The sequence below is a fragment of the Agromyces sp. Y782 genome (genome assembly GCF_059445405.1).
Window position 1 is genome coordinate 1159427 of sequence record NZ_JCAIUG010000001.1, and the last position, 12804, is coordinate 1172230.

At 67.5% G+C, this 12804-nt stretch carries 14 protein-coding genes; 5 read left to right on the top strand and 9 right to left on the bottom strand.

All coding sequences use genetic code 11. From position 1 onward, the window contains the following. Positions 1-465 precede the first annotated feature (465 nt). From AC1C2S_RS05370 to AC1C2S_RS05395, 6 genes are all read right to left on the bottom strand, one after another. The gene (locus tag AC1C2S_RS05370; RefSeq protein ID WP_495351501.1) at positions 466-1719 is read right to left on the bottom strand and encodes an FAD-dependent oxidoreductase; all 1254 of its coding nucleotides are present in this window, start codon (positions 1717-1719) and stop codon (positions 466-468) included. Between the two features lie 542 nt (positions 1720-2261). Beyond that, the gene (locus tag AC1C2S_RS05375; RefSeq protein ID WP_495351502.1) at positions 2262-3080 is read right to left on the bottom strand and encodes an SDR family NAD(P)-dependent oxidoreductase; all 819 of its coding nucleotides are present in this window, start codon (positions 3078-3080) and stop codon (positions 2262-2264) included. Beyond that, the gene (locus AC1C2S_RS05380) at positions 3077-4066 is read right to left on the bottom strand and encodes an SDR family NAD(P)-dependent oxidoreductase (RefSeq protein WP_495351503.1); all 990 of its coding nucleotides are present in this window, start codon (positions 4064-4066) and stop codon (positions 3077-3079) included. Before AC1C2S_RS05380 ends, AC1C2S_RS05375 begins: the two co-directional genes overlap by 4 nt. After that, positions 4056-4628, bottom strand: a complete 573-nt coding sequence (locus AC1C2S_RS05385) for a TetR/AcrR family transcriptional regulator (protein WP_495351504.1) — start codon at positions 4626-4628, stop codon at positions 4056-4058. The genes AC1C2S_RS05380 and AC1C2S_RS05385 overlap by 11 nt, the downstream gene beginning before the upstream one ends. A 27-nt stretch (positions 4629-4655) precedes the next feature. Further along, positions 4656-4814, bottom strand: coding sequence for a hypothetical protein (locus AC1C2S_RS05390; protein ID WP_495351505.1), 159 nt, complete (start codon positions 4812-4814; stop codon positions 4656-4658). Positions 4815-4934: 120 nt separating this feature from the next. After that, positions 4935-6158: an MFS transporter gene (locus tag AC1C2S_RS05395; protein ID WP_495351506.1), complete on the bottom strand. Its 1224-nt coding sequence runs from the start codon at positions 6156-6158 to the stop codon at positions 4935-4937. Between the two features lie 39 nt (positions 6159-6197). On the opposite strand from AC1C2S_RS05395, the gene AC1C2S_RS05400 reads away from it, so the two are divergent. Both AC1C2S_RS05400 and AC1C2S_RS05405 read left to right on the top strand, forming a co-directional pair. Beyond that, on the top strand, positions 6198-6986 hold the full coding sequence (locus AC1C2S_RS05400) for a GntR family transcriptional regulator (RefSeq protein ID WP_495351507.1): 789 nt from the start codon (positions 6198-6200) through the stop codon (positions 6984-6986). Positions 6987-7202: 216 nt separating this feature from the next. Further along, positions 7203-8420: a pyridoxal phosphate-dependent aminotransferase gene (locus AC1C2S_RS05405; protein WP_495351508.1), complete on the top strand. Its 1218-nt coding sequence runs from the start codon at positions 7203-7205 to the stop codon at positions 8418-8420. 6 nt (positions 8421-8426) lie between these two features. Here AC1C2S_RS05405 and AC1C2S_RS05410 read toward each other — a convergent pair whose 3' ends face one another. Continuing rightward, entirely contained in the window at positions 8427-9371 is a 945-nt protein-coding gene (locus AC1C2S_RS05410) for a LysR family transcriptional regulator ArgP (RefSeq protein ID WP_495351509.1), read from the bottom strand. Between the two features lie 78 nt (positions 9372-9449). On the opposite strand from AC1C2S_RS05410, the gene AC1C2S_RS05415 reads away from it, so the two are divergent. Beyond that, entirely contained in the window at positions 9450-10196 is a 747-nt protein-coding gene (locus AC1C2S_RS05415; protein WP_495353199.1) for a LysE/ArgO family amino acid transporter, read from the top strand. A 20-nt stretch (positions 10197-10216) separates the two neighbouring features. On the opposite strand, the gene AC1C2S_RS05420 is transcribed toward AC1C2S_RS05415, so the two are convergent. Both AC1C2S_RS05420 and AC1C2S_RS05425 read right to left on the bottom strand, forming a co-directional pair. Beyond that, positions 10217-10594 carry a YciI family protein gene (locus AC1C2S_RS05420; RefSeq protein ID WP_495351510.1) on the bottom strand — a complete coding sequence of 126 codons (378 nt, stop codon included), beginning with the start codon at positions 10592-10594 and terminating at the stop codon, positions 10217-10219. 4 nt (positions 10595-10598) lie between these two features. After that, positions 10599-10940 carry a YciI family protein gene (locus tag AC1C2S_RS05425; RefSeq protein WP_495351511.1) on the bottom strand — a complete coding sequence of 114 codons (342 nt, stop codon included), beginning with the start codon at positions 10938-10940 and terminating at the stop codon, positions 10599-10601. A 176-nt stretch (positions 10941-11116) separates the two neighbouring features. Here AC1C2S_RS05425 and AC1C2S_RS05430 point away from each other — a divergent pair, with 176 nt between their 5' ends. Next, positions 11117-11455: a YciI family protein gene (locus tag AC1C2S_RS05430; RefSeq protein WP_495351512.1), complete on the top strand. Its 339-nt coding sequence runs from the start codon at positions 11117-11119 to the stop codon at positions 11453-11455. A gap of 30 nt (positions 11456-11485) precedes the next feature. Then, a complete protein-coding gene (locus tag AC1C2S_RS05435; protein ID WP_495351513.1) occupies positions 11486-12772 on the top strand; it encodes an RNA polymerase sigma factor in 1287 nt (428 codons plus the stop codon). Positions 12773-12804 lie beyond the last annotated feature (32 nt).

The window sequence follows — 12804 nt, forward strand, 5'->3', positions numbered from 1 at the left end:
CACACTGTTACGGCGTGGCTCGATGCGTGTGAATACGGTTGAGTTCGAAGTTACGCTGTCCCATTCCTGTATGGATACCCCCCCGTTCGCGGGTCGCGGACGGCGACGAACCACCACCTCGCCAACAGTCAAGCGCGGGGAGCGACGCGTGAGACGTCTCGTATCCCAAGGGTTGCAAGGCACCTACGGTGTCGCAGATACGGCGCCCGCGCGGGCAGGATCACCGGGCGGGTCATCCGGGCACCGGGATGACCCAGGCTGTGCACCGCCTGGTCGGGGATACCCGCAGGCCGTTGACCGACCGGCTTCCGGCGCTGCCGAGGCATGTTCTAGAACAGGGGGTGCATGTTCTTCACCGGGCGGCATCGTTGCTCGGTACGGTTCAACTCCCTGGATCGGGGCGCTTCGACAAGCTCAGCGACCGGGGACGACCAGGCAGCCGGGCTGACCGGCAACCGCGACGGGTCAAGCGCGCAGGCGCGCGAGGCGCGGCGCGTCGGGCGCGAGGCGCGCGGCGACGGCGACCGCCGACAGGATCGCGCTCTCGTGCGAATCGGCGTCGGCGGTGTACAGCCCTGCCAGCGACACGCCGTGCGCGCCCTGCAGCGGGCGCAGCCGCCGCTGCGCGTCGAAGTACGCGGTGTCGATGAGCCCGTGCCGATAGGTCGCGGTCGCGTACAGCGGCTGCGGCAGTTCGTCGTCGAACGTCACCCAGCTCTTGAAGATGGGCATTCCGCGCGCAGGGCTCCACACCGACAGCGAGCTGTGCGCCCCGTCTGTGCGCACGTTCACGACCGACCACGCAGTCTCGTCGCGGGGCATGAGCCGCCGGTCACCGTGGATCGCGATGGTCGTGTCGAAGTATCCGAAGCGCGCCAGTTGCTCGCGGGTTTCGGACAGCTCCGGCAGCGGCGAGAGCAGGTCAAGCGCGGTGCGGGCATCGCAGGCCAGCACGACATGATCGAAGGGATGCCGCACGCCTGCCGCCTCGACGAGTAATGAGCCGTCCGCATCCCGAGTGAGGGAATCGGCCGGCGCACCAGGGAACAGCTGCGCGCGCTCGAGCGAGGAGACGAGGGCGTCGACGTAGACCCGGAGGCCGCCGGGAACCTCGCTCTGCTCCGGCGGCGCGAAACCCTTCGGTAGATTCGCGCCCAGGTAGTACAGCGCGTTGTATGCAGCGAACCGGCGGAAAGCGGCGAGGTCGACGCACCAGAATGCGAGCAGCAGCGGGAACAGGAAGTCATCGACGAACGACTTCGGCAGCCGGCAGCGCTCGACATAATCGGCGATCGTGATCGTCGTGTCATGCTCGGCGAGGAACGCGGGGATGCCCGAAAGGAACGCCCGGAAGCGCAGCAGATGCATGATAGCGCGCGGTGTCAGCGACGCCCACACCGGGCGGCCGCTGTTCAGCGGCGGCATCACGACCGGTCGGCTGCCGTCGCCGCGAGCGACGGTGAGCGTCGCCGGATACGTGGTGCGCGGCACGTCGAGCGCGTCGAGCAGTCGGTTGAACGTCGAATACGCGGCGCTCCGCCCGAAGAACTGGAATCCCGCGTCCACGGCGAGAGTCTGCCCATCGATCTCGATGTCGACGGTGTGGGCGTGACCGCCGAGGCGGTCGTCCTTCTCGAACAGGGTGACGTCGTGATGCTGCTCCAACAGCCAGGCCGTCGCCAGGCCGGCCGCGCCACCCCCGATGATGCCTATCCGCATGTGTGTGCACCGTTCTCTCTGAGCCGCCGGAGCGATCGGCTGCAAAGCCGTTTCTCAGGTCGAGGACCAGAGCCCCTCGATACGCCGAGGTGCCATCGAAGTCGCAGAAGACCAAGCGCTTTGTCCCGAGCCTAACCATGCCAGACCAGGCGTCTGGACGTCGACACGGGACGCCTCCAAACGATGCAGACGTCCAACATTGCAATACAGATAGAGAACAATTTTGCCCGCCGTCGCAATAGTTCAGTCACACACAACCCCCGAATCGAATCGAGTACCAATGCCGATCGAGCATCTTGACAACCAAAAGGCATTTGCGCTCATCGGCGAGATGACGTCGACCCGGAACCTTCTCGGCTACGGAGTCAAAGTCCTCCGCGGAGCGAGGTTCATCGAGACGACGCGCGACCCGATTATGACGATGCTCTCTATTGGGGTGGAGAAGTTGCTAAAGCTGACCGTTGGGGTGATCTCGCTTGACGAGACCGAGGCCAGTCCTTGGTCGCCAAGACCGATGAATCCGACGGCGAGACGAGATGTGTTCATGAATCTGTCCTTTCAGGGACATGCGTGGCCGCCGAATAGCGGGACGCGAGCTGGGCGCTCTGGGCGCCGAATGCCGTGATGTCCGCTTCGAACACGTCGTTGAGCACGCGGGCGTCTTCGACCCCGGGAGCGATGACGACCTCGTTGAGGCCGATACCGGTAAGTGCTGCGGTAACGACATCCGCCGCGCTCATCCGGGGAAGGAAAGACAGGTCCATTCCCTGCACTTCGTGAAACTCGGTCGCCACAATGCCCGGGCAGACCACGTGTGCGCTCACGCCGGTGCCGACGAGTTCAGCGTGGAGGGTCTGCGTGGTCGCCACCGCGGCGGCAAGCGTGCCGGTGTAGAGCGCACGCTGACTTACTGCCGGTGCCGCGGGTGCGGGGCCTGAAAATGCGAGCATGCCAGCAATATTGAGGATGGTGCCCTCTCCCCGCGCGAGCATGCCAGGAAGCGCAGCGCGAGTGAGCAGTGCCGGGGCCATCACTTTCACCTGGATGAGCTCCCGAACCTTGACGGCCGGGAGTTCGGCGAGTGGCATGTAGTGCGCAAGTCCCGCGTTGTTCACAAGCAGGGCGATCTCCCGCGACTCGCAGAGGGTAGCGACAGCGTCCATCCCCTCGTCGGTCCCGAGGTCGGCTGTCACGATCGTGACATCCGCGGCATGAAGGCTTTCAGCGAGTTCGTGAAGCCGGGGGGTGCGGCGTCCCACGACGATGAGGTCGTAACCGTCGTCAGCCAACCGCTCGGCGAACGCCCGTCCGATACCGGAAGAGGCGCCGGTGATCAGAGCGACTGGCCGTTTGACGTTCATCGCTCCGAAGCCTCGGGGACGGTCGCGAGGAGTGCACGGCTCTCGGCGATGTACCGGTCAGCGTAGGCGGGCTCGCTGATCTGCTTCGACGCGTTCATCGGCTTGCCGTTCTCGTCGTAGTAGATGCCCGTGGCGGCCGACGGATCGGTGAGCGTGTCGACGATAAGACGGCCAGCACGTTCCGGGGTACTCCAGTACGGGATGAGCGGTGCAAGGGGCTGCATCACGTAGCGGGCCACCCATTGCAGGAACAGGCTGGCATCGCGCGAGAGTCCCGTACCCGGGTTGAATCCGGGCTCGACCGCGCGGAAGCGCAGGCGCGGGTACTGGCGAGCCAGCGAAAAGACGGTTGCGAGGTTGCCCTGCTTCGACGTCGCATAGGCGTCGAAGCCAGCGTTCTTCGACCCGCCCTCGAGGAATTCACCGCGAGCGCTCGCCTCAGCTGAGATATAGCGGGAACCGCGGAATCCGGACTGGGTAGCGGGTTTGCGCTCCGGGTCTTCAACGCCCGAGGCGGTGAACACGACGTTCGTGCCGTCCACGAGATGAGGGATGAGGGCTTCGGTGAACGCGAACGGGCCGAGGTGGTTGGTCGCGAAGGCGATGTCCCAGCCATCCTTGCTCGTGCCGCCCTTCGTCTGCATACCTCCGGCGTTGTTGGCGACGCCCGCGATGTTCAGACCGAGGCCTGCGATCTGTTTGGCGGCACGACGGACGCTCCGCACATCCGCGAAGTCCGCGACCACTGAGACCGCGTCGCCTCCCGGGAGGGCGTTAATCTCTTTCTCGAGCTCGCGCAGTTTGCCCAGATCGCGACCGACCAGCACGAGGGTGCCACGGTCGACTAGTTCCATGGCCGCGCGGCGTCCGATCCCGGAGGTGGGTCCGGTGATGACCCAGGCTTTCTTCTGAGGTGTGTTTTTAGGCATGATGATGCTCCTTGTCGTGCTGAATGAGTTGATATGGATGGGGTGGTCAGCCGGCAAGCACGCGCCAGACGGCTTCAAAAGCCGCCTCGCCGCGATCGCTGTCAGCCGACGGAGACCGAATGAGAAGGTCCATGGTTGCGTCGGCGATCCCGCCAATGATCACCAGAACAAAGCCGATCGGCCCCGATGCCAACGGGCCGCCTTCGCGGCAGCGTTCGAGAAGCGCAGCCATGTCACGTTGGGCGTCGCGTACCAGCGTGTGGGTCTTGGGTGTGATGTCGTCAGCGACCTCGAGCTGCGCGAGCGTGCGCCGCTTGTCCGGGTTGCTTGTCGCCCACGCCAGCCACTGCACCCACATGTGGTGCAGTTGCTCCCGAGGGGACGCGAGTTCAGAGGAGTTCGCAAACGCGGCCTGCCCCATCTCGGTCTTCAGCAGCACGTAGAGCTCGTTGAGCAGAGTCCCCTTCGAGTCGAAGTACACAAAAAGAGAGCCGTTAGAGACACCGGCCTCCTTCGCGATAGCCGACGTCGCTGACGAAGTCAGCCCGTGCGCGGCAATCACGGAAGTCGCTGCATCGAGGATCGCGATACGTCGTTCGTCACTGCGGGGTCGGGCCATGTCCAGAGTCTATAAGAGAGTGATCAGTCAGTCAACGATAAGTTCATCGCCCGCCTCGGCTCGATCATCCGTGGCGACTTCCGCCTCCTCCAGCGCTTCTTCCTTCAGTTCGGTCGAGTGCTCAAGATCAACCCGCTCGACCTGCTCGTCATCGGTAACTACCGACACAAAGCGATCAAAGAACACCGCCAAAAAGCGACAAACTTCACACGCAAAATGGATCCGCTTGCGGACGTTCGTTGAAGGACCACCTTAAGAACAGCTAGGTCACGTCCTCCAGACAATCCAGTACGAAGTCGCTGAGACTCATGCCGTCCGGGGCTCACCGAGAGGGGGCGAGCTGGTTGGCAGAGCGATCAGCGCCAGCAGCGTCGTGAGTGCGGATGCGCCGAGAACGATCCACATCACCGCCGATGTGCCGGACACGCCGACGATCACACCCGCCACGAGCGTGCCGGCGCCCACTCCGAGCGTCATGGCGCTGACGACCCAGCCATTCGCCTCAGTGAGAGCATCGGGCGGACTGAGCTGAGAGATGCGTTCGAAGACCTGACCGAGCGTCGGTGGGAGCATCAGCCCTGAGATTCCTGCGGCGACGACGTAGGCCCAGGTCGGAAGAGCTGTGACGGCGAGCGGGAGATACCCGGCAGCGAGAAGGATGCCGCACAGGGTGAGCAGACGCTCTGGAGTGGAGCCCAGTGGCCGCAGGCCGACGACAGTTGCGCCCGTCAGAGCGCCGAGGGCGTTCACGGCCAGGATCCACCCGGCCAGTCCAGCGTCGGCTCGAGCAGCCTCAGAGGCGGTCGCAACGATTGTGAGCGCTCCGACGGGAACGCCGATTCCGAACGTGAATGCGGCCACCCGCGAAACGGCGGGCATGAGAATGGGAGATCGCACGACGGGTTGCTCGGCGACGTCGCTGCGCCGCTTCATCGAGGCAGCTCGTGGGGCGGGGTTGATGATGAACGCGAGCGCACCGATCAGGCCGAGCCCGCCGGCGAACAACAGGTTGCCGATCGGGCCGAAGGCGGTGATACCGGCGACGGTTAGCAGGGGGCCGATGATGAAGATGATCTCCTGGGCGCCGGCGTCCAGACTGAAGGCAGCCTTCAATTGGGGGCCGGGGCCCACCAGGCGTGGCCAAAGTGCACGAAGCGCCGGCTCGAGCGGCGGCGTGAAGATTCCTGCGGCTGCTGCAAATGCAAGCGCCGCACCCGGCGCCGGGTCGAGCGTCAACGCCATACCGGTGAACGCCAGAAAACTCAGGATGCCGCTGACGGCGAGAACAGCGACCTGCCCGATCCGGTCGATGACCCTGCTGAGAAGTGGTTGTCCCGCGGCGCCGGCTACGACGTAGACGGCCGTGATCAGCCCGGCGAAAGCGAAATCCCCGCTCGTCGATCGGACGAGCTGCACGATCGCGAGAGCCGCCATCGCGCCGGGCAGCCGTCCGAGCAGGGAAGTGAACAGCAGATACCCGGTGTGCCGGGTTCGGAGCACGGAGACTACCGGGTAGGACGAGCCTGTCATACAGGCAAGTCTGACATATGCATATGATTTGATTGTTCCGTGACAGTTCTGCAGGGCCCCATCACTCCACGGCCGGGAGTTCCGCTTCGGGTCGAGGTCTACGACCGGATCGCGAGCGCCATCCGCGCAGGTGCCCTGCCACCTGACTCGTTGCTCCCCAGCGAGAGCGAGCTGGGCGAGGCGATGGAGGTCAGCCGCACAGTCGTGCGAGAAGCGCTGCTGTTGCTGGAGGAGGACGGTCTCCTCCGATCACGCCGAGGAATCGGCCGGATCGTCTCCGCAGCTCAGCCGGCTGCCGGCTTCGAGCGCCTGCGCCCGATGGAACAGATTCTCTCGGACCGGTTCCATGATCTCTCGGTCAGCCGGACTGAGGTGACGTTGCAGCGGGAGTCGGCGTCGTTCATCGCCGAGGGTCTGGGCATCGCGTCGACGTCACCGAGTCTGTTCATCGAGTCCGTGCTGTCCAGCAATGGCGACGCCGTCGCGCTGGTCCAGGAACACCTCCCAGCGGGAGAAAATCTCCACACATTCGGCACGCAGGTGCAGCAGCTCGTCGAGAACATCGATCGAGAGCGCACCTGCCTCGGCTCTCTGACGGCCGAGCTCGGACCGGCCTTCGGCACAGGCCGTTCGGAACTGACCGCCGGCACGCCGGGGGCGGTCCGCGCGAAGCTGCTGGAGATCCGGCCCACCTCGCCTGTTCTGATCGTGACCCAGACCGTTCACCTGGGCCCTCGACCGCTCTACCTGTCCAAGGTCATCCTCCGCCCGGAGGCGGGACCGCTGGAGATCAGCCACTTCGCGGCACGAGGGCACCTGTCGGCCTGACGTCGGGCTCCTGAAGCTACAGGGGTCGTTGAGATCGGTGCATGGCTCTCAAACGGCGGAGGTCGTACGGGCAGTGCCTCGTGGTCAGAACAATGTGCCCGCAGGAGGATCCTCCTACGGGCGGCGGGGGTGACAGATAGCGCCGCGAAAGTGCCGCCACTTATCGATGCGATTCACAACCAGGCGCACGCGACGCGCAACCCGTAGGCTGGAACGGTGACCGAGAAGCCCCGTCTTTCCGCCCGCATCGCCGCCATCGCCGAGTCCGCGACCCTCAAGGTCGATGCGAAGGCGAAGGCCCTGCAGGCCGGGGGGCGCCCGGTGATCTCGTACGCGGCGGGCGAGCCCGACTTCGCGACGCCCGAGTACATCGTCGAGGCGGCACTCGCGGCCACGCACGACCCGAAGAACTACCGCTACACGCCCGCGGCCGGCCTGCCCGACCTGCGGGAGGCGGTCGCCGCGAAGACCCTGCGCGACTCGGGCCTCGAGATCTCCCCGGGGCAGGTCGTCGTCACGAACGGCGGCAAGCAAGCGGTCTACCAGTCGTTCCAGGCGCTGCTCGACCCGGGCGACGAGGTGCTCGTGCCGACGCCGTATTGGACCACCTACCCCGAGGCGATCAAGCTCGCCGGCGGCGTGCAGGTCGACGTCTTCGCGGGCGCCGACCAGGGCTACCTCGTCACGGTCGACCAGCTCGAAGCCGCCCGCACCGATCGCACGAAGGTGCTGCTCTTCGTCTCGCCGTCGAATCCGACCGGCGCGGTCTACCCGCCCGACCAGGTGCGCGAGATCGGCGAATGGGCCCTCGAGCACGGCATCTGGGTCGTCTCCGACGAGATCTACCAGAACCTCACGTACGCCGACGCGCCTGACGGGGTGCCGCCCCGCGCGGTGTCGATCGTCGAAGCCGTGCCCGAGATCGCGAACCAGACGATCCTCGTCAACGGCGTCGCGAAGACCTATGCGATGACGGGATGGCGACTCGGCTGGATGGTCGGTCCCGCCGACATCATCAAGGGCGCCGCGAACCTGCAGTCGCACCTCTCGTCGAACGTGTCGAACATCTCGCAGCGCGCCGCGATCGCCGCGCTCAACGGCCCGCAGGACGCGGTCGAAGAGATGCGGCAGGCGTTCGACCGTCGCCGCCGCACGATCGTCGCCGAGCTCTCGAAGATCGGGGGCGTCACGGTTCCCGTGCCCCAGGGGGCCTTCTACGTCTACCCCGAAGTCTCGGGGCTGCTCGGCCGCGAGTGGGGCGGGGTCACGCCGACCACGTCGCTCGAGCTCGCCGACCTCATGCTCGAGCAGGCCGACGTCGCGGCGGTGCCGGGCGAGGCCTTCGGCCCGAGCGGCTACCTGCGCTTCAGCTACGCGCTCGGCGACGCACCCCTGCTCGAGGGCGTGCAGCGGTTGCAGCGCCTCTTCGGCTGACGCGCGTCAGCGCAGTGCCCGCTGCGCCTCTGCGGCGAGCTCGTCGGCGATCGCGTCGAGGAGGGGCGAGCGCAGGTTCCACTGCTGCCAGTAGAGGGGCACGTCGATCGGAGCGCCGCCGAGTCGCATGAGCTCGCCGCGGTCGAGTTCCTCGGTTGACTGGAATGCCGGCAGCATGCCCCAGCCCAGGCCCAGCTTGACCGCCGTTGCGAAGTCGTTCGATGCCGGCACGTAATGGCGCGGCGGGGTGTCGGGGTCGATGCCGGCCGCCGAGAGGAACCCGCGCTGCAGGTCGTCGCGCCGGTCGAAGTCGACGAGCGGCGCCGACGCGAGCGCCGCTGCCAAAGCGCCCGACGTGAGCGACGCACCCGACGCACCCGACGCACCCGACGCACCCGACGCACCCGACGCACCCGACCAGCGTGCGACGAAGCCCGGCGTCGCCACGGCCTCGTAGCGCATGACCCCGAGTGGTCGCACGAGGCATCCGGCCACCGGCGTCGCCTGCGAGGTGACCGCACCCATGACCGCCCCCGATTCGAGCAGGCCCGCCGTGAAGTCCTGGTCGTCGCGGTGCAGGTCGAAGACGACGGGAAACCGCTCGGCGACGCGCGCAAGGGCGGGCAGGAACCAGGTGGCGAGCGAATCCGCGTTGACGGCGAGCGGCACCGAGATCGGGCGAGCGGATGCCTCGTCGAGGCCGAACTCGGCGAGCGCGTCGTGCTCGAGCAGAGCGATCTGGCGGGCGAGGCGCACGATCGGCGCACCTGCGGCGGTGGCGCGCGCGGGCTTCGAGCGCACGATGAGCACCCGGCCGAGTTGCTGCTCGAGTGCCTTCACCCGCTGCGAGACCGCCGACGGCGTGATGCGGAGCCGGCGCGCGGCCGCATCGAACGTGCCCTCGTCGATGACGACGGCGAGTGTGCGGGCGAGGTCGAGTGGAATCTCCATCTGTAGCCATGCTAATGCGACTGAAGAATCTTGAGCTGGAATGATGCACCGCGAGGCCGTACGTTCGATCTCGTGCTCCTGTCCCCTGCGCTCGCCGGTCTCGGCCTCGGCCTCTCGCTCATCGTCGCCATCGGCGCGCAGAACGTCTTCGTGCTGCGACAAGGCATCCGGCGCGAGCACGTCTTCGTGGTCGCGGCGATCTGCGCGCTGAGCGACTTCGTGCTGATCGTCGTGGGTGTCTCGGGCATCGGCGCCGTGCTGACGGCGGTGCCGTGGCTCGTCGACGTGATCCGGTGGGCAGGTGCCGCGTTCCTCGTCGGCTACGGCCTGCTCGCCGCCCGTCGGGCGCTGCGCCCGAGCGGAGCGGCACTCGACGTGAACCCGAGCGAGATGGAAGCGAGCACGAGTCGCGCCGGCACCGGCACGAGGGCGACGGATGCCGGGGGGCCGACGGATGCCGAGGGCGGGGCGCCTTCGGCAACCGCCGGCCCCGCGGCATCCGGTTCGCCCGTCGCGACGCTCGCGCGGCGCAACACCGGACTCGCGGCCGCGGTGCTCACCTGCCTCGCCCTGACCTGGCTGAATCCGCACGTCTACCTCGACACGGTGTTCCTGCTCGGCTCGGTCGCGAACACCCACGGCGACGGCCGGTGGGCCTTCGCCGCGGGTGCTGGTGTCGCGAGCATCCTCTGGTTCTTCGGCCTCGCCTATGGCGCGCGACTGCTCGGCGGCGTGCTCGGCAGCCCCCGCGCCTGGCGCGTGCTCGACGCGGTGATCGCGGTCGTCATGGTCGTGCTCGGCGTGCTGCTCGTGCTGCCGCACTGAGCGATCGGGCGGCCAGCGCGCTATCCGGCGTCAGGTCGCGCCTGCGACATCGACTCGGGCTCCGCTGAGCCGAGCGGCCAGGCACGACGCAGCTCGATCCGCCCGAAACGGGCCATCGGATGCTTCGACGCGACCTCGATGGCCTCGTCGAGATCGCGCACCTCGATGACGTCGAACCCGGCGATCCACTCCTTCGACTCGGTGAACGGGCCGTCGGTGACGAGGGCGTCCTCGCCGCGAACCCTCACGGTCTTCGCGAACTCGGGCGGCCGCAGCCGATCGCCCGCGACCGCGACGCCTCGCTCCGTCATCTCCTCGACCCAATCGCCGATGTTGTCCTCCTCGGGCCGGTACGGTTCGGCGTCGGGGTCGGTCGCGACGAACATCATGAACTCCATCGCGTCACTCCCCCGACCCGATCGGCCAGACCGGCCGCAACTCGAGGGCGCCATGGCGGGCCAGCTCGTCGCTCTTCGCGATCTCGATCGTCTCATCGAGGTCGGCGACCTCGAGCAGGTCGTAGCCCGCGATCCACTCCTTCGACTCGGTGAAGGGGCCGTCGGTGACGAGCACCTCGCCGCCGCGCACCCGCACGGTCACCGCCTCGTCGACGGGACGCAGGCGCATCGCGCGCTTGAACACCCCGCGCTCGGCCATCACGCGATCCCATTCGGCGGATGCCACCTGGTCGACCTCGCCGGCGTCGACCTCTGGGTCGGCGACCACGAACATCATGATTTCCATCGCACGCTCCTTCTGCGTTCACGGTATGCCCATGCGACGAACGGCGGCGGCTGCGATCGACACCTGTCGGAGACTCTCCGCCGAACCGATTCGGCGAGGCATCCGTCAACGTGTCGATTCCAGGACCTCCCGTTCGTCGCATGGGCATACCGTGATACCGAACCGAAGGAGTACTCATGCGCTACATGATGTTCGTCGCCACCGACCTCGACCCCGACCGTTCAGGCGACGAAGGCATCGACATCGAGGACTGGGTCGCCGAGAACGACGGGAGCGGAGTGCGGGTTCTCGGCGAGCGTCTGCGCCCGCCGGCTGATGCCACGCTCGTGCGGGTGCGGAACGGCGAGGTGCTCATCACCGACGGCCCCTTCACCGAATCCAAGGAGTGGATCGCCGGATTCGACATCCTCGAGTGCGACGACCTCGATCAGGCCATCGAGGTCGCGTCGAGGCATCCGATGGCCCGCGGTGGCCGCATCGAGCTGCGGCCGTTCCACCCGGACGACCAGGACTGACGTGGGCCGCAATACGGCGTCCGGAGCCGGATGAGCAGCGCCGCCGAGGTCACCGACGCGGTCGCCCTCGTGTACCGCGAGGAGTGGACGCGCATCGTCGCGACGCTCATCAGGGCGACCGGCGACTGGGATGTGGCGGAGGAGGCGGCCGCCGACGCGTTCGAGCGAGCGGCACGGCGGTGGCCGGTCGAGGGCATCCCGCGCAACCCCGGCGCCTGGCTCACGACGGTGGCGCGCAATCGGGCGCTCGACGTGCTGCGCCGGCGCGGAGTCGAGTCGGGCAAGGTCAGGGAGTGGATCGCGATGGACGACATGAGAGGGGGCAAGGCGCCGACCGATCCGGCCGAAATCGCGGCCGCCTCGCCCGAGTGGGACGACCGGTTGCGGCTCGTCTTCACGTGCGCGCACCCTGCCCTGCCACTCGAGGCCCGTGTGGCGCTCACGCTCCGCACCGTCGGCGGCCTCGAAACCGGCGAGATCGCCCGGGCGTTCTTCGTGCCCGAGGCGACGATGGCGCAGCGGCTCGTGCGCGCCAAGCGCAAGATCAAGAACGCCGGCATCCCCTATCGGGTCCCTGGGCCCGAAGACCTCCCCGAGCGGCTCGGCGGGGTGCTCGCCGTGCTCATGCTCGTGCACAACGAGGGCTATCTCGCCTCGTCGGGTGATCGACTGCTGCGCCTCGATCTGCAGGAGGAGGCGATCCGACTCGCCCGGCTCGTCGCCGGCCTGCTGCCCGACTCGAGCGAGGCGCGCGGCCTGCTCGCCCTGCTCCTCCTGCAGCACGCGCGTTCGGCCGCCCGCGTCGATGCCGGCGGCGAGCTCGTGCCGCTGCACGAGCAGGACCGCTCAGTATGGAACGCCGCCGAGATCGACGAGGGACTCGCACTGATCGACGCACCGGCAGGCGAGCCGCCCCACGCGGCATCGGGCGCCTACCGGCTGCAGGCCGAGATCCAAGCGGTGCACAGCCGAGCGCGCACCGCCGACGAGACCGACTGGACGGCGATCGTCGGATGTTACGACCGACTCCGTGCGGTCTCGCCATCGCCGATCGTCGACCTCAATCACGCGGTCGCGCTCGGCCTTGCCGGCGACCTCGCCGGCGCACTCGACGCGCTCGGCGAGCTCGAGGCATCCGGCCGCCTCGCCGACTACCACCTCTTCGCCGCCACCCAGGCTGATTTCCTCCGTCGGAGCGGCCGAACCGACGAGGCGACGATGCGCTACCGCGATGCGATCCGGCTCGCGCCCACCGGGCCTGAACGACGCTTCCTCGAACGGAGACTCGCGGAGCTGCCAGAACCCCGCCGCGACTGAGGCATCCACCGACCGGTGGATGCGCGAATCGA

Excerpts from the sequence above, each read along its gene's own strand:
- AC1C2S_RS05385 (WP_495351504.1), bottom strand. The coding sequence starts at position 4,628 with ATGGCCCGACCCCGCAGTGACGAACGACGTATCGCGATCCTCGATGCA.
- AC1C2S_RS05375 (WP_495351502.1), bottom strand. The coding sequence starts at position 3,080 with ATGAACGTCAAACGGCCAGTCGCTCTGATCACCGGCGCCTCTTCCGGT.
- AC1C2S_RS05410 (WP_495351509.1), bottom strand. The coding sequence starts at position 9,371 with ATGGAGATTCCACTCGACCTCGCCCGCACACTCGCCGTCGTCATCGAC.
- AC1C2S_RS05420 (WP_495351510.1), bottom strand. The coding sequence starts at position 10,594 with ATGGAGTTCATGATGTTCGTCGCGACCGACCCCGACGCCGAACCGTAC.
- AC1C2S_RS05370 (WP_495351501.1), bottom strand. The coding sequence starts at position 1,719 with ATGCGGATAGGCATCATCGGGGGTGGCGCGGCCGGCCTGGCGACGGCC.
- AC1C2S_RS05435 (WP_495351513.1), top strand. The coding sequence starts at position 11,486 with ATGAGCAGCGCCGCCGAGGTCACCGACGCGGTCGCCCTCGTGTACCGC.
- AC1C2S_RS05425 (WP_495351511.1), bottom strand. The coding sequence starts at position 10,940 with ATGGAAATCATGATGTTCGTGGTCGCCGACCCAGAGGTCGACGCCGGC.
- AC1C2S_RS05395 (WP_495351506.1), bottom strand. The coding sequence starts at position 6,158 with ATGACAGGCTCGTCCTACCCGGTAGTCTCCGTGCTCCGAACCCGGCAC.
- AC1C2S_RS05430 (WP_495351512.1), top strand. The coding sequence starts at position 11,117 with ATGCGCTACATGATGTTCGTCGCCACCGACCTCGACCCCGACCGTTCA.